The organism is Megalodesulfovibrio paquesii, from assembly GCF_054653055.1.
In genome coordinates this window covers 250,599-274,893 of record NZ_BAAIGQ010000005.1, presented here as the reverse complement: position 1 = coordinate 274,893, position 24,295 = coordinate 250,599, and the positions used below count along the sequence as shown (strand labels likewise).

The 24,295-nt window shown below is 64.1% G+C and carries 21 protein-coding genes; 13 read left to right on the top strand and 8 right to left on the bottom strand.

Features of this window, described 5'->3' with window-relative positions; genetic code table 11:
• The first annotated feature begins 101 nt into the window (after positions 1–101).
• The gene (locus ACYQ00_RS07750; RefSeq protein ID WP_460031564.1) at positions 102–2,906 is read left to right on the top strand and encodes a hypothetical protein; all 2,805 of its coding nucleotides are present in this window, start codon (positions 102–104) and stop codon (positions 2,904–2,906) included.
• Positions 2,907–2,994: 88 nt separating this feature from the next.
• Here ACYQ00_RS07750 and ACYQ00_RS07745 read toward each other — a convergent pair whose 3' ends face one another.
• Positions 2,995–3,423, bottom strand: a complete 429-nt coding sequence (locus ACYQ00_RS07745; RefSeq protein WP_460031563.1) for a hypothetical protein — start codon at positions 3,421–3,423, stop codon at positions 2,995–2,997.
• A gap of 75 nt (positions 3,424–3,498) precedes the next feature.
• Positions 3,499–4,371: a sirohydrochlorin cobaltochelatase gene (locus ACYQ00_RS07740; protein WP_460031562.1), complete on the bottom strand. Its 873-nt coding sequence runs from the start codon at positions 4,369–4,371 to the stop codon at positions 3,499–3,501.
• Between the two features lie 343 nt (positions 4,372–4,714).
• On the opposite strand from ACYQ00_RS07740, the gene ACYQ00_RS07735 reads away from it, so the two are divergent.
• A complete protein-coding gene (locus ACYQ00_RS07735) occupies positions 4,715–7,426 on the top strand; it encodes a M16 family metallopeptidase (RefSeq protein WP_460031561.1) in 2,712 nt (903 codons plus the stop codon).
• Between the two features lie 119 nt (positions 7,427–7,545).
• On the opposite strand, the gene ACYQ00_RS07730 is transcribed toward ACYQ00_RS07735, so the two are convergent.
• From ACYQ00_RS07730 to ACYQ00_RS07710, 5 genes are all read right to left on the bottom strand, one after another.
• Positions 7,546–7,695: a hypothetical protein gene (locus ACYQ00_RS07730; RefSeq protein ID WP_460031560.1), complete on the bottom strand. Its 150-nt coding sequence runs from the start codon at positions 7,693–7,695 to the stop codon at positions 7,546–7,548.
• Complete coding sequence (locus ACYQ00_RS07725; RefSeq protein ID WP_460031559.1) at positions 7,688–8,428, bottom strand: TetR/AcrR family transcriptional regulator; 741 nt, start codon at positions 8,426–8,428, stop codon at positions 7,688–7,690. The genes ACYQ00_RS07730 and ACYQ00_RS07725 overlap by 8 nt, the downstream gene beginning before the upstream one ends.
• Before the next feature lie 218 nt (positions 8,429–8,646).
• Positions 8,647–9,600 (bottom strand): SPFH domain-containing protein, encoded by a 954-nt coding sequence (locus ACYQ00_RS07720; protein WP_460031558.1) that lies wholly within the window; start codon positions 9,598–9,600, stop codon positions 8,647–8,649.
• A gap of 10 nt (positions 9,601–9,610) precedes the next feature.
• Positions 9,611–10,057, bottom strand: coding sequence for an NfeD family protein (locus ACYQ00_RS07715; RefSeq protein ID WP_460031557.1), 447 nt, complete (start codon positions 10,055–10,057; stop codon positions 9,611–9,613).
• Positions 10,058–10,127: 70 nt separating this feature from the next.
• Entirely contained in the window at positions 10,128–11,039 is a 912-nt protein-coding gene (locus tag ACYQ00_RS07710; RefSeq protein ID WP_460031556.1) for a DMT family transporter, read from the bottom strand.
• A gap of 121 nt (positions 11,040–11,160) precedes the next feature.
• Here ACYQ00_RS07710 and ychF point away from each other — a divergent pair, with 121 nt between their 5' ends.
• The 3 genes from ychF to pgm all read left to right on the top strand — a co-directional run bounded on the left by ychF (position 11,161) and on the right by pgm (position 15,354).
• Complete coding sequence (ychF, locus tag ACYQ00_RS07705) at positions 11,161–12,261, top strand: redox-regulated ATPase YchF (RefSeq protein WP_460031555.1); 1,101 nt, start codon at positions 11,161–11,163, stop codon at positions 12,259–12,261.
• A gap of 159 nt (positions 12,262–12,420) precedes the next feature.
• Positions 12,421–13,548 carry a glycosyltransferase family 4 protein gene (locus tag ACYQ00_RS07700; RefSeq protein WP_460031554.1) on the top strand — a complete coding sequence of 376 codons (1,128 nt, stop codon included), beginning with the start codon at positions 12,421–12,423 and terminating at the stop codon, positions 13,546–13,548.
• Between the two features lie 156 nt (positions 13,549–13,704).
• Positions 13,705–15,354, top strand: a complete 1,650-nt coding sequence (gene pgm, locus ACYQ00_RS07695) for a phosphoglucomutase (alpha-D-glucose-1,6-bisphosphate-dependent) (protein ID WP_460031553.1) — start codon at positions 13,705–13,707, stop codon at positions 15,352–15,354.
• Positions 15,355–15,767: 413 nt separating this feature from the next.
• On the opposite strand, the gene ACYQ00_RS07690 is transcribed toward pgm, so the two are convergent.
• Positions 15,768–15,917 (bottom strand): hypothetical protein, encoded by a 150-nt coding sequence (locus ACYQ00_RS07690; protein ID WP_460031552.1) that lies wholly within the window; start codon positions 15,915–15,917, stop codon positions 15,768–15,770.
• On the opposite strand from ACYQ00_RS07690, the gene dnaE reads away from it, so the two are divergent.
• From dnaE to ACYQ00_RS07650, 8 genes are all read left to right on the top strand, one after another.
• Entirely contained in the window at positions 15,916–19,425 is a 3,510-nt protein-coding gene (gene dnaE, locus ACYQ00_RS07685) for a DNA polymerase III subunit alpha (RefSeq protein ID WP_460031551.1), read from the top strand. The two genes, ACYQ00_RS07690 and dnaE, sit on opposite strands and share 2 nt — an antisense overlap.
• A gap of 1 nt (position 19,426) precedes the next feature.
• Positions 19,427–19,819, top strand: a complete 393-nt coding sequence (queD, locus tag ACYQ00_RS07680; RefSeq protein WP_460031550.1) for a 6-carboxytetrahydropterin synthase QueD — start codon at positions 19,427–19,429, stop codon at positions 19,817–19,819.
• 13 nt (positions 19,820–19,832) lie between these two features.
• On the top strand, positions 19,833–20,306 hold the full coding sequence (gene dtd / locus ACYQ00_RS07675; protein WP_460031549.1) for a D-aminoacyl-tRNA deacylase: 474 nt from the start codon (positions 19,833–19,835) through the stop codon (positions 20,304–20,306).
• Positions 20,307–20,442: 136 nt separating this feature from the next.
• Complete coding sequence (locus ACYQ00_RS07670; RefSeq protein ID WP_460031548.1) at positions 20,443–21,756, top strand: SpoIIE family protein phosphatase; 1,314 nt, start codon at positions 20,443–20,445, stop codon at positions 21,754–21,756.
• Positions 21,753–22,382, top strand: coding sequence for an ATP-binding protein (locus tag ACYQ00_RS07665; RefSeq protein ID WP_460031547.1), 630 nt, complete (start codon positions 21,753–21,755; stop codon positions 22,380–22,382). Before ACYQ00_RS07670 ends, ACYQ00_RS07665 begins: the two co-directional genes overlap by 4 nt.
• Positions 22,370–22,744 carry an STAS domain-containing protein gene (locus ACYQ00_RS07660; RefSeq protein WP_460031546.1) on the top strand — a complete coding sequence of 125 codons (375 nt, stop codon included), beginning with the start codon at positions 22,370–22,372 and terminating at the stop codon, positions 22,742–22,744. Before ACYQ00_RS07665 ends, ACYQ00_RS07660 begins: the two co-directional genes overlap by 13 nt.
• Positions 22,745–22,761: 17 nt before the next feature.
• Positions 22,762–23,121, top strand: coding sequence for an STAS domain-containing protein (locus ACYQ00_RS07655; RefSeq protein WP_460031545.1), 360 nt, complete (start codon positions 22,762–22,764; stop codon positions 23,119–23,121).
• Positions 23,122–23,179: 58 nt separating this feature from the next.
• A complete protein-coding gene (locus ACYQ00_RS07650) occupies positions 23,180–24,280 on the top strand; it encodes a FapA family protein (RefSeq protein WP_460031544.1) in 1,101 nt (366 codons plus the stop codon).
• Positions 24,281–24,295 lie beyond the last annotated feature (15 nt).

The following is a 24,295-nucleotide window of genomic DNA, read 5'->3' as shown; positions in this document are numbered from 1 at the left end:
CCCGTCGGGCCATTTGCCGAAATGCATGCTTGTTTGTTAGGATGCATGCCATCATTGTCGCAACGCAGCAGGAGCGGCGGCGCACGTCCGCGGGAGCAAGCATGAGCCACGGTGTCGATTCTTTGGGCTTCGAATATTTCACCGAAGTCTTCAGCAAGGAATACAAGGTTGACAAAAGCGTTCTCTCCGGCGTGGCCCGCCAGGTCTGGGACAACGAACTGACTGATGCGGACCGCGCCTCCTGGGAGGAAATGGCCCGCCAATCCCGCTCCCAGCAGGCCGCGCCCAAGGCCGATGCGGCCAAGGAGCCGGAACCCGCCAGGGACACTGGCCCTGCGGCGGACACTGCCGCGCAGTCCGCGGCCGGCTCGTCACGCTTTTATGATGAGGACGAACTGCCGGACAACCTGGCCGAAGATCTACCGGGCGATCTGCCTGGCGATTTGGCAACCGATCTGGCAACCGGCCTGCCAGGCGGGACTACTGATGCCGAACCCGCCCTGCCACTCGACGCCTCTCCCCTGCCGGCTGAGGAACCTGCAGACGCCCTGCCAGAAATTTCCGAATTGGCCATGGACCCCTTGCCTGAGGCCGAACCGGGAACGCCTGCCGAACCCGCAGACAAGTACTCGCATCTTTCCCGCACCAGGGTCCCCCTTGATGCCGAACCCCTCATGACCGAAGACGATGAGGGCCTGCCCTTCACCCCGGCGCAGCCAGCCCAGGACGATGGCCCCATGGACCTGGACGGCATCACCCTCGATCTGCCTGCTGGTGTGGGCAAAGCGCGCGAAGAAGTCGCACCAGCTGCCCTGGCCGAGCTGGCCATGCCGGAACTTCCCGAACTGGCAGAGAGCCCGGAACCCGCGCCCGCTCCGGAGACTGCCCCCCCATCCGAAGACGCAATGCAGCCAGAGGCACAGGAACCACCCCTGCTGCTTGAACAGGCATCCCAGAACCTCGCCGCGCCCGCTGCGGGCGGCCCTGCCGCGGCGAAGTCGCGCAAAGCTGAGGAAATCAGCCTGGACGCCCTGCTTGCCGCCGGCGAAAGCCCGCTGCCAGAGGCCATGACCGCGCCCATGGCCGAGATTGTCTTTACTTCGTCCGCAGCTGCGCCCCCTGCCCCGGAGCCTGTTGAAGAAATGCCTCCTGCCGATGCGCTGGCCGATGCCTCCGCCTCTGCAGAACTCGCTGACGCTCCTGCCGAAGGCAAGTCGCTTTCGGAAACCATGGAGCCGCTGGAACTGGAGCATGAGGTCAACGAACCTGGAGAACCGGCCCCCATTCTGACCGAGGCGGCCGGGCTGGATCAGGCCAGCCTGAAGTCCGCACCCCCGGCGCCCCCGGACGCAGCCCCCCCCCTGCAGGAACAGCCCGTGGAGGCTGCCGCGGAAGTGGTGTTCGAGGCCGCTATCGAATCCCTCATGGAGCCCGTTGCCGGGGCCGAACCTCCCTTGGTGCCGGAGACCCAACAACCCGCCCCCACGGCCTCCACGTCAAACGATTCCATGGATGATTTGGGGGGCGATTCGATCCTGCCGGCGGCGTTCCCCACTGTGGATGCCGCGCCGGGAATTCGTCTCGATGTGCCGTTAACGACCATGCTGCAGCCGCCGGCAGCGCCCTCGGTGGGGATTCTGCCCGAGCCCGGCAGGCAGGAGGCCGGGAAGGACCATGCCGACCACGTCGCCTCCACCGCGCCGGCCGAATCCTCGGTATTTTCCCTGGAGCACGCCTTGCACCCTGAACCCTCCGCACGGATTGCTGCGCCCGTATCGCCAGTACCGACACCGACTCCAGATACGCAAGACACGGCGGAACAATCGTTGAGCCCGGACGGTTCGGGGGAAGGTTTCCCTGGGACCGATGAATTTACCTTCCAGCTGGATGAAACCGGCGAGGCTGTCGAACTGCTCGCCCCGCCGCCGGGCATGGCCTCCGAGCCCGTCACGACCGCCAACACGGCCCCGCCCGTGCCACCCGTGCCACCTGCATCCCGGACGGCGGCAAAGGCCACTCCCCCGAAGGAGCCTGCAGTGCCTGCAGATCCTTCACCCCAGGCCATTTCCTTGGATCTGCAACGCGAACTGCTGTCCCGGCTGGCTGCCAAGCATCCGTTGTCCAGGGAGGGCTCCCGCCCCGCGAGCACCCCGGCGACGGAAGATACTCCCCAGGCTTCCCCTGTCTCCTCCCGCCTTGCCGGTGCAACGCCCAGACCGGAACCCGCATCCGAACACGCTGCACATGACGCCAGCGCAATGGCCCCCTCCCCCGCGGCCAGCCAAAGCCCGGTGGACAAATCCGCGCGGTTTGCCTCGCCGGCCCGGCAACGTCCCGTGGTGGACGCCACCTCCACCATGGCCAGGCCCGGGGACACCAGCATTGGCCGTCCGCGTCGTGAATCCCGCCCCGAGCGCCCCGATTCCCGGCCAGACCAACGACCAGACCACCGCGCAGAGTCCACGGCCGAACGCCAGCACATTCCCCAGCAGCACATGCACCCGGCCATTTTTGCCAAGGTTCGCCAGTATATTGAGGACCACGCCCTGGCCCTGACCAAGGTCATGGTCGAGCGGGCGCTCAAAGGTGACAGCCAATGCCTGACCTGGTGCATGGACCATGTCTGGCCCAAGCCCGAAACCCCTGCGCCGCCCCTGGCCATCCCGGCCCTGACCAATCAGGAGCAGGCCGCCGCATTCGGCACGGCCATTCTGCAGGCCCTCTCCCAGGGCGGGCTGACCCTGGAGCAGGCGGAAGGCTACATGGCGCTGCTCAAGGATTTCACCTCCATCCTGGAAATGGACGAATTCAAAAAACGTCTGCTGGCCCTGGAACAGAGCCAACGCGGCGGCGGCGCCGCCAAACGGCAGAAAATCACCCTCGGGGCCTTTGAAAAGCCGTTCTGATTCCCCGCTCCTCTCCAAAAAAACCACGCGGAACGCTGCATCTGCAGCGTTCCGCGTGGGAATGCCTCATGACGAATCCTGCGGCGCTTCAGGGCAGGGGCTTGTATCGCTCAATGCGCGCCGCCAGCTGCGGCCCGAGCATGGCGTCCGCACCCCGCCGTCTGATGACCGCGGTCAGGGCCTGGGCCAGATCGCCAACCAGACGCGGCGGCTCGCCACGAATGGTCAGCACCACGGCCCCGGAGTCGCGAAAGGCCACCTCCCCGGCATGCACCCAACCCAGCAGGTCGTGGTTGTATTCCACGCGCACCACCACTGCGGCGTCCTTCTGTTCGGAAAAAAAACGAAACTGCTGCAAGGTGGCCGCGGGCTCGCCGGCGCGGGCCATGCCGGCCAGAGTCGCAACCCACAAGAGCAACAGCAGCGCGACCAGCACCACCACGCGCGCAATCCGCCGACCCCACGCGGTACCCCGCGCACCCGATGCCTTGCTGGGATTGATGTGCAGCCCTTCCATGCGTCCGCCTCCTGCAAAAGATACTGCGACAGAAATCCGACATCTGCCCGCAGGAAATCTGCAAGAAGCCGACCATCAACTATGGACTGGAAGAATTCCGGGAAGCTGCAGCGATTCCATGGCCCGCCGCAGGTGCTCCATCCAGATGGCCGCCAGGGCCGGCCGCTCTGCCGCGCCAGTCTGCACGGCCAAGACCGTGCGCCCCGCCGCCTCCAATCGGGATTTCCATGATTCCGGCGACGGCCCGGCCATGTCCCGCAGCACATGCGCCCCGGCCACGGCCAGAAGCGGCGTGAGCCACACCCGCCCGGCCGGCATCCGCGTCAACTCGTCCAGCACCACGTCCAGGGATCGCGTCCCGTCCATGGTGCCTACCACCAACAGCGGGTCCAGCCCGGCGAGGACCCCGGCCAGGCGATCGTAGCGCTCGTCGGCCTCATGGGAGGTGCCGTGTCCCATGAGCACCACCAGATCGTCAGGCGCGCGTTCCGGCGGCAAGGTATCCAGAATCGCCCGGGCCACGGCTGGAATCTCCGCATCCAGAGCCAGCAGCGGCAGCCCCAGGGCCATCGTCGGACACCGGCCCCCACGCTGCCCGCCATGTTCCCGGCACACATCTTCCACCGCCTGCCCCAACTCCTCAAACTCCGCACCCGGCGTCACATGCAGGGACTGCACAGCCACGTGGGTGAATCGCTCAAAATACATTTTCTCCAAGGCCTTGCGAACAGAATCCGTCTTCACCCCTTCCCCGGCCAGCCGGGTGCGCACGCGTGTGGAGGTGAACGCCCAGCGCACAGGCACGCTGTCGAACATCCGGCGCACTTCGGCCTCGAACTGCGCCAGGGAACGCTGCGCCGCCGGCACTCCGGTGCCAAAGGCGGCCAGAAGCACGCCAACTTTGCGCGGCCCGGTGCTGAGCTCGTTCAGGACGGTGGGGGAATCCATCCCCATCCTTTACCCTTGCCAGTGCCCCGACGCAACAGCAGACGCAGTGCCCAGGTACAGGGGCACAGCAAAGGATGTCTTTTTCTTCATGGGAGTTGCAGAACCCTAGGCATCCTTGTAGAAATGGCTATAGTGGGCTTTGGCAAACCGCCTGTTTCAGTATCATGCCCGTTCTCTTGTTCAGGCGTGGCAGCCTCTATGCCCGTCGCTTCCGGTTGTTCCTGCTGTTTGAGGTTGCCGCGCAATCATCAGATTGGAGTCTCCCGTGTTGCGTATCACGTTGTGTTTGTTGTGCCTTGCGTTGTCGATTGTCGTATCCACCCCAACCATTCAGGCTGGAACCATGCCATCCGATGAGACAAATGCTTCCGCGCCCCGTATCACCCGCCTGCCCAATGGCCTGACAGTGCTCGTGCAGGAGGACGACCGCTTCCCCCTGGTCTCCCTGCGGCTCTATGTGCACGCCGGTTCGGCCTTTGAAACGCCCGAGCAGGCCGGCATCAGCCACCTTCTGGAACACATGGTCTTCAAAGGCACCAAAACCCGCGCCCCGGGCCAGGTGGCCCAGGATATCGAAAGCGCCGGCGGCTATCTGAACGCCGCCACCAGCTTCGATTACACCATGTATATCGCTGACATGCCTGCCGACCGCTGGCAGCTGGGCATGGAAGTGATCCAGGACATGATCTTTGGCGCCACCATTGATCCCGAGGAACTGGCCTCCGAAAAGAAGGTTGTCCTGGCCGAGCTGGAACGCGGGGAGGATACGCCTTCCTCCCGTATCTTCAAGGAACTGCAGCCCCGCATCTGGCCCGGCACGTCCTACGCCCGGCCCATCATCGGCTACCGGGAAACCGTGGAAGCCATTACCGCCGAAGACATTCACCGCTACATCGCCGCGCTCTATCAGCCCCAGTCCATGCTCCTGGCGGTCTGCGGCCGGGTCAGGGAGGAGGATGTGCTGGCCAAGGCCACGGCCCTCTTCGGCTCCCTGCAGAACACCGGGCAGGTGGAACCTCCGCAACCGCTTTCCACCCCGCAGCTGGAGGCCGTCACCCAGGCCATCCCCGGCCCCTCGGTGCAGGTGGGGTCCCTGCCCCTGAACAAGGCCTATGTGCACATCGCCTTCCCCATCCCGTCCTTCCGCTCGGCCAAAAGCACAGCGCTGGAAGTCCTGGCCTATCTCCTTGGCGGCGATCGCACCTCCCGCCTGTACCGGACCTTCAAATACGAGCGCCAGCTGGTGGATAGCATCTCCTGCTCGGCCCTGATGCTGGAACGGACCGGGGTCTTCTCCATTTATGCCACCCTGGACCCGGCCGATCTGGAACGCTTCTGGAGCGAGCTGATGCAGGAACTGGCCACCCTGGATGCCCGCACCTTCACGCCCGAGGCCCTGGCCCGCGCCAAGCTGAACCTGGAGGATGAACTCTTCCAGGCCAAGGAGACCATTGCCGGCCTGACCTCCAAGCTCGGTTTCTTCCAGTTCTTTGAGAACTCGCTTCTGGCTGAGGAGAACTATTTCCACGAACTGGATGCCGTGACGCCGGACATCCTCCAGGCCCGCGTGCAGGAATTCCTCCACCCCGACCATCTGGTGGCTTCCCTGCTCGTCCCGGCCCCGGCCTCCAATGGCAATGCCACAGGCGCGAGCGCCAATGCCAGCGCAAACACCAGCGCCGCTGCTCCCGGCGCGGCCCTCATCCCGCCCGTGAGCAACGCTGAGCGCGCCCGGACCCTGGAGCGCATGGTGGCCAGCGCCTGGAGCAAGAGCGGCCCCCGCGCCACCGGCCCCATTGCCGGCCAGGCCTACGGCCAGGGCCGCCGCGGCGAGCCCGAACGCGTGGATCTCGCCCCCGGACGCAGCCTGGTCCTCATGCCGGACGCCACCCTGCCCTACACGGCCCTGACCCTGAGCTTCCGCGGTGGCGACCACCTTGTCCCGCCGGACAAGCAGGGGCTGGCCGAACTGGCCGCCTGGGTCTTCAACCGGGGAACTGCCAACCGCACGGCCACGCAGATTCAGGACTTCCTGGCCGACCGCGCCGCCTCCATGAGTGTGAGCGCCCAGCGCAATCTCTTCACCGTGTCCATGAAGTTCCCCACCCGCTTCCAGGACGAGCTGCTGCCCTTCCTGGAGGAGGCCCTCACCTCCCCGGCTTTTGCGCCTGAAGAGCTGGCCAGGGAGCAGAAAAACCTCGTCGCGGCCATCAAAAAACGAGAGGACCAGCCCATGGGGCTGGCCCTGCGGCACGTCTTCCCGTTCCTCTTCAAAAACCATCCCTATGGCTACTTCCATCAGGGGCAGCCCGAGGAAATCCCTACTCTTACCCGTGAGGATGTGCTTTCCTTCTGGCACAAGCAGCGCACCATGCCCTGGACCCTGGCCGTGTGCGGAGAATACTCCCGCGCGCGCATGGTGGCCCTGGCCCAGCGACTGGCCGCAGGCATTGGCGGCGACCCGGCCCGCGGCAGCCTGGAGTGGACCGCCCCCACCTGGAACGACGCCAAAACCTCCACCCTGCATCTGGCCGAGCGCAACCAGGCCCACCTGCTCATCGCCTTCCCCCTGCCCGGCGCGGATCACCCGGACACCCCCGGCCTGACCCTGTTGCGCGCCACCCTGGCCGGCATGAGCGGCCTGCTCTTCTCCGACCTGCGGGACAAGCAGGGCCTGGCATACACCGTCACCGCCTTCCTCTGGCAAAGCCCCACCACCGGCGCACTGTTCTTCTACATCGGCGCGGATCCGGAAAAAATGGAGCAGGCCCTGGAAGGCTTCCGCAAGGTCACAACCCAGCTCAACGAAACGCCATTGCCCAAGGAAGAGCTGACTCGCGGCAAAAACGTCCTCACCGGCGACTATTATCGCGACCATCAATCCCTGATCAGCCGAACCGATGAGACTGCCACCCTGCTCACCCAGGGCTTCCCGGCAGACCTGAACCGCGAGCAACTCGCCGCAACCCAGAAGCTCACGCCTGAAGATCTCCAGGCTCTGGCTCGCAAGTACCTCAACTGGGACGCAGCTTACATGCTGCGCGTACAGCCATAGCGGCTTTCGAGACTGGCCGGACTGCGGCCCGGCCACCCTGCACATAACAAAAGGGGCACGCGAAACAACGCGTGCCCCTTTTGTGGTGGCAATGGCACCGGTAACGGGACGCCAGGGGGCTATGGCTCGCGGCGGGTCTTCTTCCGGGTGTACCGCCGGCGGGTCAGCAGACGCGCCCCGCGATCGGGATGAAACCTCCAGATTACTAGGCCGGCCATGAGCGTGGCCAACGCGAGCAACCCCAGCAGGTCCTTGAGGGCATCAACCATGCGTGACCAGCTCCGAGCCCCCGGCAGGGTCCTGGTGGTTGGGCAGGCCGCCGGAACTTCCGGCACCCTTTGAAGCCCGGGCGGCTATGGCTGCGGCCCCCTGCCCGGGCGAGGCAGCCAGCGCCTGACGAACAAACGCAATGGTTTCCTCAAACATTCCTTGCACTTTGAAGGGCGAAAGGAACTCCGTGCGCAACGCGCCCACCAGCGTGCCATAGACGATGAAGCCCATGGGGTCGATGGGCAGGGGGCGGATGGACCCATCGCGCACGCCGCGCTCCACGCACTCGCGCATCACATCGATGATTTCCAAAAATTTTGACGCAATGCGGTCGCGGTCCAGCTTGCGTTCCACGTCGGAAAACGGTGAGCAGCGGAACACCACCGGGAAGGATTCAGCCTTCTCCTTGGTGAACTCAAAGTAGGCGGCAATCACCGCCTCCAACGAGTCCAGCCCCTTTTCCTGCGTGGCGGCGGCCGCAGCCAGCGTTTCCAGCAGGGACTGGGCCATGGCCAGCCCGGCCTCCAGAAATAGGGCTTCCTTGCTGCCGAAATAATGGGCCACCAGCCCGAAGCCCACCCCGGCTTCCGAGGCGATGTGTTTGATGGTGGCGCGGGAAAACCCCAGCCGTCCAAAGACGGATTGCGCAGCAATTAGAATGCGCGCGCGTTTGTCCACCACCGGCGCAAAGCCGTCGGCGTCGCTGTTGGGCACCTGTCGAGTCGTTTCCATGAAGTTGCTCCCTCGGCCGGCTTGATCGATCAATCAAAGACGGTCTGTTCTGCTTCATCCCGGCGCTGCCGTCAAGGATCTCGTGATTGATCCGTCCTGTAAATCCTCCCTCTTGGCTCGATCTGAGCATAATTTCACGCAAAAAAAGAAGGAGGTCGCCCCGCCAGTTCAGCGGAACGACCTCCCCGAAAATCCAGGAGAACGCGACCACCCCGGAATCAGCTCTGTCCCAGCGTGAATTCCTCGCGCTTGGTCTTGGTTTGCTCCATCACGGTCATGGCCCCGGCCACCAGCCCGGCCACGTCCGTAAGATTTGCAGGAATAATCAAGGAGTTCGCGCTCTTGGCCAGGTTGCCAAACTCGCCCAGATAGCGTTCGGCCACGCGCAGATCCGCAGCCTCCCTGCCTCCCTGGGCTGCAAGCACTTCGGCCACATGCTTGAGCCCGGCCGCCGTAGCCTGGGCCACCAGCAGAATTTCCCGGGCCCGGCCTTCGGCTTCGTTGATGCGCTTCATCTTTTCGCCTTCGGAGACGCTGATGGCTTCCTGCTTCAGCCCCTCGGCCACGTTGATGCGCGCTTGCCGTTCGCCCTCGGACTGGAAGATGGCCGCCCGCTTCTCGCGCTCGGCCCGCATCTGGCGCTCCATGGCGTCCATGACGCTATCCGGCGGGGTGATGTCCTTGATTTCATAGCGCAGCACCTTCACGCCCCAGTTCTGCGCCGCCTCGTCCACGGCCTGGATGACCTGCTGGTTGATGGACTCGCGTTCCTCAAAGGTCTTGTCCAGATCGATCTTGCCAATGGCCGAACGCAGGGAGGTCTGGGCCAGCTGGCTCGCCCCGATCTTGTACTGCTCAATGCCGTAGCAGGAGAGCTTGGCGTCCACCACCTGCAGGTAGAGCACGCCGTCCACGGCCACGGCCACGTTATCCTTGGTAATGCAGGACTGGGACGGGATATCCATCACCTCTTCCTTGAGCGAGCGGCGGTAGGCCACCCGGTCCAGGAAGGGAATGAGGATGTGGAACCCGGCGTCCAGGGTGGCGTGATACTTGCCCAGCCGTTCCACCACAAACTGCGACCGCTGCGGCACAACCACCGCGGTCTTCACAAGCAGCACCACGACAATAATGGCGAAAATAACGACCGCGCCCAAGGCTTCTCCGAACATGCTTCCCCCTTTATGCTGCAGGTCTGACCTTGAAGGTCAACCCGTCGCCCGAGGCCTGGGCCTCGATGATCACCGGCGTGCCCACGGCGATGGTTTCATCAGCCACAGCCCGCCAGAAGCTGCCCAGGCATTTCACTTCGCCTGGCGCATGCGGGGCGATGGCCTGGGTGACCACCGCAGACTTGCCGATCTTGTCGTCAATTCTGGCATCCTCATTGACCTCGGAACGTCCATGGAAGGTCTTCATCCCCCACTTGCGCAGGGAAAACAGCGAGGTCAGAGACGCAACGACAAAAATGACCACCTGCAGCGTCGTACTCAGCTCCGGCGCCACCAGCATGGCCAGCATGGACACCCACGCGCCCATGCAAAAGAAGATGACGATGAATCCCGGCAGGATCAATTCCAGAATCAGGAACCCGACCCCCACCAGAAACCAGACCAGCCAGGCGGACATGCTTCCTCCTGTGCGTCAGGGGATGGTTGGCGCTTGCCAGGCAAACGCGGACTTTTCCAGCCTGTGACAGTTATTCCACAGCAGGCTTCTCTTGGCAAGCAGGCCAGCACTGGGAGACCAGCATGCCAGCCAGCATGAGCGCACACCCCAGGAACTGGCGCAGGGAAAGGGTTTCCCCCAACAGCCACCAGCCGCCCAGGGCCGCAAAGGCGCCTTCCAGGCTCAGGATGATGGCCGCATGCGAGGCCTTGGCCCACTGCTGCCCCACCACCTGCAGTGTGTAGGCCACGCCCACGCTCATCAAGCCACCATATAGAATGGGAATGCCTGCGGCCGCCACGTCGGCAGTGGTGAAATCCTCCACCAGCAACGCCGTCAGCAACGAGAGTACGCCGCAAACCACAAACTGCACACAGGAGAGCACCAGGGCGTCGATCTTCTGCGCCAGATTCCCCACCAGCAGCACATGCAGGGCCCAGCCCACAGCACTGGCCATGACCCAGATGTCCCCGGAAACAATATGGAACCCCTGCTGGACGGAAAGCAGCCACATCCCCGCCACGGCCAGCACGGCGCCGATCCAGGTCCCCGCCCCGGTGCGCTGCCCCCACCACAGGCCAATGACCGGCACCAGGATCACATACAGCCCGGTCAGGAATCCGGCATTGCCCGCCGTGGTGGTCACCACGCCAATCTGCTGCAGGCTGGCGGAAACGAACAACAGCACGCCAATGCCCATCCCGGCCAGGAGTGCCCCGCGCCCGCTGCTCACGCCGCCCAGCCGCCCCTTTGCCCGATTGTAAAGGATGAGGGGCAGCAGCGAGGCCGCGCCCAGCAAAAAACGAATCCCGTTAAAGGCAAAGGGCCCCAGATGATCCATGCCCACCCGCTGGGCCACGAAGGCAAAACCCCAGATGCAGGCGGTGAGCAACAGAATGCCATTGGCCAGCAACGTCTTGGAAGAAGCGGAAGTGGTTTGCATGGCGCCGGAGTGTTACCCAAATTTCCCCGCATTGCAAAGCAATTCCATCTAGGATAAGAAGAGGGGTTCCGCGGGCGCGCTGCCCACGGGCTCCATCATTTTCTTGCACGAGGTATCGCAGATGGCTTTAGGGATCGGGATCGTCGGGCTGCCCAACGTCGGCAAGTCCACCTTGTTCAATGCATTGACCAAAGCGCAGAACGCCCAGGCGGCGAACTATCCCTTCTGCACCATCGAGCCGAACAAGGCCGTCACCCCCGTGCCCGACCCCCGGCTGGACAAGCTGGCCGAGCTGGTCAAGCCCCAACGCATCCAGTCCGCCACCGTGGATTTCGTGGATATTGCCGGCCTGGTCAAGGGTGCGTCCAAGGGCGAGGGCCTGGGCAACAAATTTTTGGCCAACATCCGCGAGTGCGCCGCCATCCTCCACGTGGTCCGCTGCTTTGAGGATGACGACATCGCCCACGTGGACGGTGGCGTCGATCCCCTGCGCGACATCGAAACCATCGAGACCGAACTGCTCCTGGCGGACATGCAGTCCCTGGAAAACCGCATCGACCGCCTCCAGAAGCAGGCCAAAGGCGACAAGAAAGCCGGCACCCTGGCCGAGGAAGGCAAAAAGCTCCTGGCCTGGCTGGACGCCGGCAACCCCGCCGCCACCTACCCCGGCCTGGCCGCCGAGGGCTTGGCCACCCTGGTACGCGAACTGGGTCTGCTCACAGCCAAAACCCTGCTCTACGCCTGCAACGTGGACGAAGCCGGCCTGGCCGCGGAAAACGCCCACGTGGCCGCCGTCCGCACCTTCGCGGAGGCCCGCAACGCCCCGGTCCTGACCATCTGCGCCCGCATGGAGGAAGAGCTCGTGGGTCTGGACGAGGCCGAACGCGAGGAATTCCTCCAGGCCGCCGGCGTTACCGCCGGGGGGCTGGAACAGGTCATCCGCGCCGGCTACGCCGCCCTGGGACTCATCAGCTACTTCACCGCCGGGGTCAAGGAAGTCCGCGCCTGGACCATCAACAAGGGCGACAAAGCCCCCCAGGCCGCCGGCGTCATCCACACCGACTTCGAACGCGGCTTCATCCGCGCCGAAGTCATCGCCTACAACGACTACGTCACCCACGGCACCGAAGCCAAATGCCGCGCCGCCGGCGTGCTGCGCGTGGAAGGCAAGGAATACGTGGTCCAGGACGGGGATGTGATGCACTTCCTGTTCAACGTCTAGGCAAAACCCGCATTCCGGTTCCGCAAGGGTTGCATTGGCATGTAATCATGCTATGCAGCCCTTGTTCTTTTGTTGCCAGCACACATGCGGCGCACTCGTCCAATGCGTTTTTTACGTGAAGAGGAAACGCGCCACCGCAACCTTCCCCGAGGTGCGCCGATGCACGGTCCCCGAATCCTGTGCCTGCCCTCTCATGTCCTGGGCAACAAGGTCTTCTCCGGCAACATCGCCCGCGCCCTGTCCGGAATCCCTGGCGCACACCTCGACATCATTCCCTTTTCCCCGGACACCTACCGCGCTCACCCTGCCCCCCGGCTGTTGCGGCGCAGCAACATGCTGGAAGCCACCTGGGCCATCTCCCGCAGCTTGCAGAACCTGCGCATGGCCGATTATCAGCTCATCGTCCTGGGGTGCTATGAACAGCTGCTCCCCCTGTGTCGGGCCATCCACACCCAGCCTGTGGTCCTCTTCCACGACACCACCCCGGCCCTTGCACGCCGGCTTGTCTTGCAAGCCCATTCCACGACAAAAGAACGGTTGAAGACGGCCATCGCCCTCCCCATGTACAGCCTGCTGTACGGCTGGCTCTTCCGCAAGCTTGCCTGTTGCTTTCCCATGTCGCAATGGTGCGCCAATTCACTCATGCAGGACTTTGGCGTCCGCCAGGATCGCATTGAGCCGGTCTACAACTCCCTCGACCTGACTGTCTGGAAACCTGCGGATCCCATTGAGCCCGTCGCAGCCCGCACGGAGGCCTTCACCCCTTTGCAGCTGCTGTTCATCGGCAACGATTTTCATCGCAAGGGTGGCCGGGTGCTGCTCGATGTCCTGGACCGTCTGAGGCCCGCGCCCGTCGTCCTGACCATCATCTCCAGCGACCCGGCCGTGGAAAAACTCTCCCTCCCGGACAATGTCCGGCATCTCAAGAACATCCCGCATCACGAAATCGTCACGCACTTTCAACGCGCAGACCTCTTCGTGTTTCCCACATTCCATGAACAGCTGCCAAATGTCCTCACCGAAGCCCTGGCCTGCGGTGTTCCGGTCATTGCCCGCAACGTTGGCGGTATCCCGGACATCATCAGAGACGGGCACAACGGCCGCCTCCTTCCCTGGGACAGCAGTCCGGCCGAATGGGCCGCCGCCATCCTGCCCTTTATCGCAGACCGAAACACCCTCGCCTCGTTCAGCCGGCACGCCCGGGAAACAGCCCTGACTATGTTCGACCAGCAACGCTTTGACCAGACCATCCGCGAACGCATCACCCGCATTCTGAATCACGCCTGACACCATCACGCGCCCTCCCGCACAAGTGGGTGACAATCTCGTGACACGGCACCGCGAAGTCCTTGTCCACTGCCTGCCATCTGCGGTACATAGACTCCAAGACTTTTTGGGAAATGCCCGCAATCCAGCCACCTCCTTTTGCGCCCAGGAGCCGCCATGTCCGCTCATCCCCTGGCCGGAACCACCGCCCCGCGCGAGATGCTCGCCAATATCCCTCGCCTGGTCACCGCCTACTTTGCCCAGACGCCCAACGTCCTTGACCCCAGCCAGGCCGTGAGCTTCGGCACCTCGGGCCACCGCGGCACGGCCCTCAAGTCCAGCTTTAACGAGGCGCACATCCTCGCCGTCACCCAGGCCGTGTGCGACTATCGCACCGCCCAGGGCCACGCCGGCCCGCTCTTTCTGGGCATGGACACCCACGCCCTCTCCGAGCCGGCCTTCGTCACCGCCCTGGAGGTCCTGGCCGCCAACGACGTGCCCGTGCGCTACCAGGCCGGGCTCACCGCCACCCCCACTCCGGTCATCTCCCACGCCGTGCTCCTCTGGAACCGCGACCACCCGGACCACAAAGCCGACGGCATCGTCATCACCCCCTCCCACAACCCGCCCGAAGACGGCGGCTTCAAATACAATCCGCCCCACGGCGGCCCCGCCGGCAGCGAGGAGACCGCGGCCATCCAGAAAATGGCCAACACCTACCTGGAAGCCGGCAACCAGGGCGTCAGACGTTTCCCCTTCGCCAAAGCCAAGGCCGCACCCAGCTCCGCTGCCTACGACTTCATCTCCCCCTACGTCGCCGACCTCGCCACCGTGGTGGACCTGGATTGCGTCCGCGACCTGAAAATCAAACTCGGCGCCGACCCCCTCGGCGGCTCCTCCCTGACCTTCTGGGCCCCCATCGCCGAGCGCTACGGGCTGGATCTCGAAGTCGTCAACAACACCCTGGACCCCTCCTTCGCCTTCATGCCCCTGGACAAGGACGGCATCATCCGCATGGATTGCTCCAGCCCCTACGCCATGGCCGGCCTGCTGGCCCACAAGGACGCCTACGCCGTCGCCTTCGGCAACGACCCCGACGCCGACCGCCACGGCATCGTCACCCCCGCCGGCCTGATGAACCCCAACGACTACCTCGCCGTCTGCGTCTGGTACCTCTTCCAGTACCGCCCCCGCTGGCCCAAAACGGCCAAGGTCGGCAAAACCATCGTCACCTCCATGCTCCTGGACCGCATCGCCGCAAAGTTCGACCGCCAGGTGGCCGAAGTGCCCGTGGGCTTCAAATGGTTCGTGGAGGGCCTGCTCTCCGGCAGCTACGGCTTCGCCTGCGAGGAAAGCGCCGGCGCCTCCCTGCTCAAAAAAGACGGCACCGTCTGGACCACAGACAAGGACGGCATCGTCATGAACCTCCTGGCCGCGGAAATGACCGCCATCACCGGCAAAAATCCCCAGGAACTCTACGAGGACCTCACCCGCGAATTCGGCCGCCCCTACTACACCCGCCTCTCCGCCCCGGCCGGGCTCGAACAGAAACAGGCCTTCAAAAAACTCACGCCAGACATGGTCCAGACCGAAACCCTGGCCGGCGAACGCATCCAGAGCGTCATCACCCAGGCCCCGGAAAATGGCGCCTCCATCGGCGGCCTGAAGGTCAGCGCCCCCTCCGGCTGGTTCGCCGCCCGCCCCAGCGGCACCGAAGACATCTATAAGATCTACGTCGAAAGCATGGTCGGCGAATCCCACGCCCGCCTCCTGGCCCACGAAGCCCAGGCCCTGGTAGACGCCGCCTTCAAGGCAGCAGGGGTGTAGAGGGAATTCAGAAGCGAGAGGGGAACCTTTCTGAAGAAAGGTTCCCCTCTCGCGCTCTCCCCTCCAAAGACTTTTAGCTGTTATTCCGAACAACTAAAAAACCATCTGTCGCACCTGCACCTTCTCCCGCTCCAAATACCGCCGCACTGCAATCTTGTTGCCTGCCAAAATAGGCGGCAACATCTGGCTCCTACGCCACAAGCGCGCACGGTTCCGGAGCCCGCCCAGGGCGACGAACCCGTGTAACGACCTTGCGCATGAAAGCGCTGCCCCGCGGTTGCGCATCCGGATCATCCAGGGCATTTTGAATCACCTCGCCCTCAGTCATGGCAACAACGCGGGGCATCTCAGAATAATACTTTTCCATACCTTCCCCTTCCCGCGCCCCCCAACCGGAGGGGGTCCGGGGGAACTCAGTTCCCCCGGTTCCTTCCCCCTTTCCTCCTTCTTCTCCTCCCCTCTCTCCTCTCCCTTCCTCCCTTCTTCCCCTCTCCTTCGCCGTTTTCTTCCTTCGCCCTTTCTGCTATCCAGCTCCCACACGTCTTTTCATCGGAGCCTTGCATGTCGTTCGTCCATTTGCATTGCCACACGGAATATTCGCTGCTTGACGGTGCCATCCGCATCAAGGATTTGGTGGCCCAGGCCAAGGCGCACGGCGCGCCGGCGGCGGCCATTACGGACCATGGGAATTTGTATGGCGCGCTGACGTTTTACACCCAGTGTCAGAAGGAGGGCATCCAGCCCATTCTGGGCTGCGAGGTGTACGTGGCCGGCAAGGAGATCGACCACACCAACCGCGAGCCCGAGCATGCCCGCAACCGCCATCACCTGGTGCTGCTGGCCAAGAACGAGACCGGCTGGCAGAATCTGGTCAAGCTTGTCTCCATCGGCCATCTGAACGGCTTCTACCACAAGCCGCGGGTGGATCTGAAGCTCCTTTCTCAATACAATGAAGGGCTTGTGGCGCTGTCGGCCTGTCTGGCCGGGGCGGTGCCCAGGGCCATGCTGCGCAAGGGCATGGATGCGGCCATTGAGACGGCCAGGGACTATGCCTCCATCTTCCCCGGCCGTTTTTTTCTGGAAGTCCAGGCCAATGATCTGCCCGAGCAGGCCCGGCTGAACCTGAAGCTCATCGAGCTGGCGGACGTGCTCAAGCTGCCGCTCATCGCCACGAACGACTGCCACTACCTGACCAAGGAGGATGTGGACGCCCACGACGTCCTCTTGTGCATTCAGACCGCGGCCTGTGTGGACGATCCCAAGCGCATGCGGTTCGAGACGCGGGACCTCTATTTCAAGAGCCCGGACGAGATGCGCGCCGCCTTCCCCAATTGCCCGGAAGCCATTGAGAATTCCCTGCGCATCGCCGAGATGTGTCAGGTGAAGCTGGACCTGAAGAGCCACCACTTCCCGCGCTACGAGCTGCCCGAGGGCCGCACGGTGAGCGAGGAGTTCCAGATCCTGGCCCGCGAGGGGCTGGAGGCCCGGCTGCGCAAGATGCCCTATCCCGTGGATCCCGAGGCCTACCGCGCCCGGCTGGAGACGGAGCTGAAGGTCATCGGCGGCATGGGATTTGAGGGCTACTTCCTCATCGTGCAGGATTTCATCAACTGGGCCAAGGACCACGGCATCCCCGTGGGACCGGGCCGCGGCTCGGCCGCCGGCTCGCTGGTGGCCTGGGCACTCCGCATCACGAACATCGACCCCATCCCGTACAATCTGCTCTTCGAACGGTTCCTGAACCCCGAGCGCGTGTCCATGCCCGATATCGACGTGGACTTCTGCGAACGCCGGCGCACGGAGGTCATCCGTTATGTGAGCGAGAAGTACGGCGGCGATTCCGTGGCCCAGATCACCACCTTCGGGACGATGAAGGCCAAGGCTGTCATCAAGGACGTGGGCCGGGCCCTGGGCATGAGCTTTGCAGAGACGGACCGCATTGCCAAGCTTGTTCCCGAAGATCTGAAAATGACCATCAAAAAGGCCCTGGAGCAGAGCCAGGACCTGGCCAACCTGCAGGCCGCGGATCCGCAGATTGCCCGGCTGCTCAATGTTTCCCAGCGGCTGGAAGGCCTGTGCCGCCACGCCTCCACCCACGCCGCCGGGGTGGTTATCGGCGACCGCCCCCTCTCCGACCGCCTGCCCCTATACCGCGGCAAACGCGAGGAAATCGTCACCCAGTTCGACATGAAGATGGTCGAGAAAATCGGCCTCATCAAGTTCGACTTTCTGGGCCTGCGGACCATGACCGTCATCCAGGACTCGCTGGACAACATCGGCCGCCAGGGCAAGCCCGTGCCCGATCTCGACGCCCTGCCCCTGGACGATCCCAAAGAGGAAACCTGGAAGCTCTTCCAGCGTGGGGATACCGACGGCGTCTTTCAGGTGGAATCCTCAGGCATGCGCAAGTACCTGCGCATGCTCAAGCCCACCTGCTTTGACGATCTCATCGCCATGCTCGCCCTGTATCGCCCCGGCCCGCTGAATTCGGGCATGGTGGATGAATTCATCGACCGCAAGCACGGCCGCAAAAAGGTGGATTACCCCTGGCCCACCCTCAAGGAATGCCTGCAGCCCACCTACGGCGTCATCGTCTACCAGGAACAGGTCATGCAGATCGCGCAGATCGTGGCCGGGTACACCCTGGGCGGCGCGGACCTGCTCCGCCGGGCCATGGGCAAGAAGAACGCCGAGGAGATGGCCAAGCAGCGGGCCATCTTTGTGGAAGGCGCGTCCAATAACGGCGTGCCCGAGAAAAAAGCCAACGAAATTTTCGACTTGATGGAAAAATTCGCGGAGTATGGCTTCAACAAGTCCCACTCCGCGGCCTACGCCCTGGTCTCCTACTGGACGGCCTGGCTCAAGACCCACTACCCCGCCGAGTTCATGGCCGCCCTGATGACCTCGGAACTTGGCAACCAGGACAAGCTCCTGCAGTACATCGCCGCCTGCAAGGACATGAAGGACGCCGACGGCCAGCAGCTGGAAGTCCGTCCGCCGGACGTCAACGCATCGCGCCGGGAATTCTCGGTGCAGGGCAGCGTCATCTTCTTCGGCCTGGGCGGGGTCAAGAACGTGGGCGACGAAGCCATCAACTCCATCGTCACCGCCCGCGAGGCCGACGGCCCCTTCGTCAGCCTGCTGGATTTCCTCACCCGCATCGACCTGCGCAAGGCCAACAAACGCGTCCTGGAAAGCCTCATCAAATGCGGCGCCCTGGCCAGCATGGGGGCCACGGAACGCTCGCTGTTCGAGTCCCTGGAACAGGCCGTGGCCCGGGCGCAGAAAAAGGCCAAGGAGAAGGACGATTCCATTGTCTCCCTCTTCTCCCTGACCCCGGCCGAAGAAGCGCCGCCCCCCATGCCCGGCGTGGGCTTCGACTGTCCGGAAGCCAACCTCCCGGAATGGCCGGCGGAAATTCTTTCCCGGTACGAAAAGGAGGCCCTGGGCTTCTTCCTGTCCAACCACCCGCTCATGCCCTTCCGCCGGCAGCTCCTCCGACTGCAGGCCACCCCCCTGGCCGAATGCCGCGGCCTGCCGGACCGCCGCCAGGTCCGCGTGGCCGCCATCATCACCTCCCTCAAGGAGCACCTGACCAAAAAGGGCGACAAGATGGCCTTCTCCCAGATAGAAGACCTGGGCGGCTCGGCCGAAGCCACCTTCTTCCCCAGAACCTATGAGGCCGCCAAGGCCCTGATCCTGGAGGAGAAACCGCTCCTGCTCACGGCCCTCATCGATGACAAGGACGGCGCCGGTCAGGCCCAGAGTGACGATGAGGACGCCCCGCCGCCCGCGGTCAAACTGCTGGTGGAAGAAGTCCAGCTCCTGGAACTGGCCCTGGCGGCCTGCACCGAGCCGGTACGGCTGCCCCTGCAGGCCACCCGGCTGGAAAACGGGGGCCTCGCCACCTTCAAGGCCTTGCTCAAGGCCCATGAAGGCGATACTCCCGTGCGCTTGAACCTGCTGGTGGACGACTGCATCTGTTACATGGAACTCGACGATCGGCTCGCTGTGGATCCATCGCCTGAATTCTACCGCCAGTTTGAACAGTTTCGCCAAGGACTTGCCTGACATGACGGATACCTGGCGCCTGAGCGTCACCCGCGACTTCGCCGCCGGCCACGCCCTGCGGCATTACCAGGGCAAATGCGAACAGCTTCATGGCCACAACTTTTCCGTGCAGGTGGTCGTGGAAGGCCAGACCCTGGACCCAACGGTGGAAATCCTCATGGACTTCGGGGACCTGAAACGCTGTACCGATCAGGTCCTGGCCGCCCTGGACCATCGCAACCTGAACGAGGTCCCGCCCTTCGATCAGCTGAATCCTTCCTCGGAAAACCTGGCTCGCTCCATCTTCCAGAATCTCGCCCCCCTGCTGACGGCTTATCCCGTGCGGCTGGTCTCGGTCACGGTCTGCGAAAAACCCGGCCAGTGCGCCAGCTACAGCCCGGCAGGGCAGTTTTAGCAGGAACCCGCGCATGCGCCTGCTCCTGCAACGCGTTCGCGAGGCGGCCGTACACTGCGAGGGAAACGAGGTTTCGCGCATCGGGCCGGGCCTGCTCGTGCTGGCCGGTTTCGGCGTGGCGGACGGCCTTGATCTGCCCTCCCAGAAATGCTGGTCGACCGTGTTGAAAAAACTCGTCAGTTTACGTATCTTCCCTGACACAGCGGGGAAGATGAATCGCGATGTCCTGGAGCATGGCGGCCAGTTGCTGGTGGTTTCGCAGTTCACCCTGTACGCGGACTTGCGCAGCGGCCGGCGGCCATCCTTCACCACCGCAGCCCCGCCCGAGGTGGCCCGGACCTTGTACGAGCGCCTGCTGGCAGCGTTGGAGGCCCTGGCGCCGGGTCGTGTCTGTGGCGGTGTCTTTGGTGGGGACATGGACGTCTCCCTCGTCAACTGGGGACCAGTAACCATGCAGCTGGATACCGCCTTCTTTGGCGGCAGCTGATTGCACAACCGGCCGCGCATTGGCCGCCCCCGCGGCCTCTGCAACGCGCTCCCTGCAACCAGCCGGCACATGCCCCCGAGACATGCCCGGCACACGCCCGGCGTACGCCCGGTAAGGACGGCAAACCAGGCACCGCATGCACAACAAGGCCGACTCCGCACCCCCGCCTTCCCCGACGCCGCCGGCGCCGCCAACGCCCGCGCTGACCGGGGACGCCAGCATCTGCGTCCTTTTGGTGGACGATTCCAAGGTCATCCGCCTCAGTCTGGCCGCCATGCTCGGCAACCGCTATTGCGTACGCGAGGCCTGCACCGGTCTGGAAGCCATCGACCAGTACCATCGCGAACCGCCGGACATCATCATCCTGGACGTGAACATGCCCGGCCTGGACGGCTTCGGCGTGGTGGATTACGTGCGCAATCAGGTCGGTGATCAGGAAACCTTCATCCTCGTGCTCACGGCCGAAGATGACCGCACCGTGCGGCCGAAAATCCTCTCCCTGGGCGCCAACGACTTTCTGGCCAAACCCTGCGGCCGCGTGGAACTCCTGGCCCGGACCCAGGTGGCCGCCCGGCAGGTGTTGCTCACCCGCAGCCTCAAGGCTTCCCTGCACAAGCTGGCCGAGGAGCTGCGCACCGTGGGCGGCCTGCAGCGCATGATGCTGCCCCAGGCCAGCCCGTTCCTGAAAGGGCTGGTGGTGGACAGCCTCTACCGCCCCTCGGGTCACGCCAGCGGCGATTATTTCGACTATTTCCCCGTGGATGACGGCGTGCTGCGGCTGGTGGTGGCCGACGTCTCCGGCCACGGCGCGCGGGCCGCCTGCCTGATGGCCATTGTGCGGACAATCTTCCACGTTTCCAAAACCCTGCGCATGGAGCTGACCGCCACCATGGAGCTGCTCAACAACCAGCTCCTGGAGATTCTGGCCACCGCGCCGGACCACCTGACCTGCTTCGTGGCCGAAATTGACCGTACCGCCGGCCGCATCACCTGGTGCAACGCCGGGCACTGCCCGCCCCTGCTTTTTCCCAAGGACGGCCCGCCCCGACGCCTGGAGCCCACGGCGCCGCTCATGGGCTTTTTCCGCGCCCCCTGGCGCACCGAGTCCCTGCCCTGGGCCCGCGGCTCCCGCCTGTTCTGCTATACCGACGGCTTCTTCGAATGGAGTCTGGCTGGCGGCGGCCCCGAGGACATGCTCGGCCTGGACCGTTTTCTGGAGCTGACCCAGGCCCTGGAAGCACAGCGGCAGCGCCAGGGCGGCCAGGCCCGGCTGCTGGAGCAGCTGGATCTGGCCCTGGCCAGCCTGGCCCAGGCAGAGCCAGCGTCAGACACCCTCTTTTCCGAGACTCCCGTTGCTGCGGATGCCTCCCTGGCGGCGTCCCCATCGTCCCCTCAGCCCCCCGCGTTTCGCGATGATTGCACCGCCCTCTGGGTGGAGGCCATGGAATGAATGCCCCCCTCGCTGCGCCTCCCGGTCTGTGCCCTGACGCGCCCTGCCGAGAGCGCATGGCTGCGGACACCTACTCCCTGCGCACCCGGGCCCTGCCGGGCCCCAGCCGCCGGCTGGCCAAGGCTGCCGTGGCCCTGCTGGCCGAGGCCGTGACCGACAGGGAACTGCTTTACAATATCGACCTCGCCCTGACCGAGGCCTGCGCCAATGTGGTCCGCCACGCCTACCCGGACGCCCACTCGACGGGCGATGTGGAGATCATCCTGGCGCTGCGGCTCGGCCAGCATATCGACGTGGAAGTGGCCGACTGGGGCGTGGGTTTTCCCACCTGGCCGGTCAAGGTGGAAAACGCCCGGCCGGATGCAGAGGGAGGCCGGGGGTTGTTCATCATGTCCCGTCTGGCCAGCCATTTTGAATGCCGCAAAGGCGCACACCGCAACAGTGTGTTCATGCGCATGCAGGTGCCTGCAGCACACTGGCTCTGGCCGGAGGCGGATGCGAACGGCACGGCAGGGGCCGCGCCCTCTGGCGCCCCCGAAGCTTCCGAATCATCTGACGCATCAGGCGCATCAGGCGCATCAGGCGCGCCAGGCCAGTCCGCCCCGGAGACTCCATGGACAAAATGACCAGCCCGCTCCCGCCATTTCACATTGCCCTGGAAGAAAATGTGCTGCAGTGTCACATCCACGGCGAATTCACCCTGGACGCCACCGGCCGCTTCCGCGACGCCATGGAGCCCTTTCTGGAAGATGCCCGCTGCCGCATGGCCGTCATCGACCTGGAGCACGTCCGGTTCATGGATTCCTCGGGCATCGGCATGCTCGTGGCCCTGAACAGCCGGTTCCAGGCCCTGGGCATCCCGCTGCACCTGTTCAAGCCCAGCATCCAGGTGCGCCGGACCCTGGATCTGGTCCAGCTGACCCGCTACTTCTCCATGGTGGACCACGCGGACCAGCTTCCGCCCCCACCTGCATGCCCCCACCGCTGACAGGATACGGACCACCGATGCCGCACACCTGCCTGCAACGCCTTGAGGCCACCCTGTTCCTGACCCTGGCGGACCATCTCCCCGTGGAAAGCATGCCTGCCATCCGCCATGCCGTGGAAGACGCCATCCAACAGCCCTGGCTGGAGCGGGTGGTGATCAACCTGCGCCAGGCAACCTTTCTCGACTCCACAGGCATCGGCCTGCTGGTGGCCGCCAAACGCTGGACTGCCCTGCACGGCAAGCGCCTGTTCCTGACCCAGCCCTGTGAGCAAATCATGAAAACCCTGCACTTGGTGCATCTGGCGGATAGTTTTTTCTATCTTGACCATTGCCCGGAATGTGACCAAGGCTCAGACTGCGCCGACAGCCCGGAGTGACCTTCCCCAGCCCTGAATCGCCCGCGGCACCGCGCCGCACTGAAACGAGTGTGCCACCATGCCCTTTCTGCTCATGCACCATTTTGACCCCGACTTCGACCACCAGCACCTCAAGCCCCGGCTGGCCACCCACGGCGGTGTGGACCACTACAACATGGGCTATGTGCAGAACGTCCTCGCCGGGCAAACCCTGGCCGAATTCGCCGAAATCACCCCGGAGCAGGCTGCCGGGCAAACCCGCTTCGTGTTCGATACCCCCACCCTCCCTGCCGGCATTGGCACCAGGCCGGATCCTGACAATCCCATGAAGCTCCTGGCCGCTGTCAACGGCTATGTCTTCTACCTCGATGGCCTCATCCGCGTGCACGACCAGCTCAACATCCGCCGGGATGTGGACTTTCACACCGGCAATGTGACCTTCGTCGGGCACATGCACGTGCACAAGGAAGTCAAATCCGGCTTTTCTCTAAAGGCCACAAGCATTCAGGTCGATGATACTGTTGGCGGTTCCACCCTGGAAGCCAAGGAGCATATTGTCTGCCTGGGGGGTATCAAAGGTGAAAAAAAGGCCGTGCTCAAGGCGGGATTGACCCTGAAAGCCGGCTTTGCGGAAAATTCCCAGCTTGTGGCTGGGAAATCTATGCAAATCAAGAATTCTGTGCTGCACTGCCAGAGCTATTGCGGCGGCAGCATCGAAATTGGCGGCCGGCTGCAGGGGGGTTCCACCTATTGCATGGGCAGACTGCACGTGGGAAACCAGCTCGGCGGTGGTTCCTGCACCATCACCCAGGTGGTACTTGGGCGTAACCCGTTCATGCTACTCAGAAAGGACGCCATCCTGCGCGCCCTGGAACAAGTGGAGGAACAGCTGTTGTACCTGGCCGAGCGACGCCGCGAAGGACCGGCCTCCTCCCGGGAGTTCCTGCCCAAGCAGGAGGAAGCCCGGGCCCGCAAGGCGCTTCTGGAGCAGAAGCTTGCCGCGGTGGACGAACGGCTGGACCTGCTCGGCGCCCTGGACCAGTGCGAGTTGATTGTCCAGGGAGAAGTGCGGCCCCTGGTGGAACTGACCATTGGCAATGCACAGCTGATGGTGGACCAGCACATGGAACACGTACGCTTCCGGCTGGTAAACGGCGCCATCGCCGTCACCTCCCTGTAGCGTTGTCGAGCGTAT

Excerpts from the sequence above, each read along its gene's own strand:
- ACYQ00_RS07750 (WP_460031564.1), top strand. The coding sequence starts at position 102 with ATGAGCCACGGTGTCGATTCTTTGGGCTTCGAATATTTCACCGAAGTC.
- ACYQ00_RS07745 (WP_460031563.1), bottom strand. The coding sequence starts at position 3,423 with ATGGAAGGGCTGCACATCAATCCCAGCAAGGCATCGGGTGCGCGGGGT.
- ACYQ00_RS07740 (WP_460031562.1), bottom strand. The coding sequence starts at position 4,371 with ATGGATTCCCCCACCGTCCTGAACGAGCTCAGCACCGGGCCGCGCAAA.
- ACYQ00_RS07735 (WP_460031561.1), top strand. The coding sequence starts at position 4,715 with ATGCCATCCGATGAGACAAATGCTTCCGCGCCCCGTATCACCCGCCTG.
- ACYQ00_RS07730 (WP_460031560.1), bottom strand. The coding sequence starts at position 7,695 with ATGGTTGATGCCCTCAAGGACCTGCTGGGGTTGCTCGCGTTGGCCACG.
- ACYQ00_RS07725 (WP_460031559.1), bottom strand. The coding sequence starts at position 8,428 with ATGGAAACGACTCGACAGGTGCCCAACAGCGACGCCGACGGCTTTGCG.
- ACYQ00_RS07720 (WP_460031558.1), bottom strand. The coding sequence starts at position 9,600 with ATGTTCGGAGAAGCCTTGGGCGCGGTCGTTATTTTCGCCATTATTGTC.
- ACYQ00_RS07715 (WP_460031557.1), bottom strand. The coding sequence starts at position 10,057 with ATGTCCGCCTGGCTGGTCTGGTTTCTGGTGGGGGTCGGGTTCCTGATT.
- ACYQ00_RS07710 (WP_460031556.1), bottom strand. The coding sequence starts at position 11,039 with ATGCAAACCACTTCCGCTTCTTCCAAGACGTTGCTGGCCAATGGCATT.
- ychF (WP_460031555.1), top strand. The coding sequence starts at position 11,161 with ATGGCTTTAGGGATCGGGATCGTCGGGCTGCCCAACGTCGGCAAGTCC.
- ACYQ00_RS07700 (WP_460031554.1), top strand. The coding sequence starts at position 12,421 with ATGCACGGTCCCCGAATCCTGTGCCTGCCCTCTCATGTCCTGGGCAAC.
- pgm (WP_460031553.1), top strand. The coding sequence starts at position 13,705 with ATGTCCGCTCATCCCCTGGCCGGAACCACCGCCCCGCGCGAGATGCTC.
- dnaE (WP_460031551.1), top strand. The coding sequence starts at position 15,916 with ATGTCGTTCGTCCATTTGCATTGCCACACGGAATATTCGCTGCTTGAC.
- ACYQ00_RS07690 (WP_460031552.1), bottom strand. The coding sequence starts at position 15,917 with ATGCAAGGCTCCGATGAAAAGACGTGTGGGAGCTGGATAGCAGAAAGG.
- queD (WP_460031550.1), top strand. The coding sequence starts at position 19,427 with ATGACGGATACCTGGCGCCTGAGCGTCACCCGCGACTTCGCCGCCGGC.
- dtd (WP_460031549.1), top strand. The coding sequence starts at position 19,833 with ATGCGCCTGCTCCTGCAACGCGTTCGCGAGGCGGCCGTACACTGCGAG.
- ACYQ00_RS07670 (WP_460031548.1), top strand. The coding sequence starts at position 20,443 with ATGCACAACAAGGCCGACTCCGCACCCCCGCCTTCCCCGACGCCGCCG.
- ACYQ00_RS07665 (WP_460031547.1), top strand. The coding sequence starts at position 21,753 with ATGAATGCCCCCCTCGCTGCGCCTCCCGGTCTGTGCCCTGACGCGCCC.
- ACYQ00_RS07660 (WP_460031546.1), top strand. The coding sequence starts at position 22,370 with ATGGACAAAATGACCAGCCCGCTCCCGCCATTTCACATTGCCCTGGAA.
- ACYQ00_RS07655 (WP_460031545.1), top strand. The coding sequence starts at position 22,762 with ATGCCGCACACCTGCCTGCAACGCCTTGAGGCCACCCTGTTCCTGACC.
- ACYQ00_RS07650 (WP_460031544.1), top strand. The coding sequence starts at position 23,180 with ATGCCCTTTCTGCTCATGCACCATTTTGACCCCGACTTCGACCACCAG.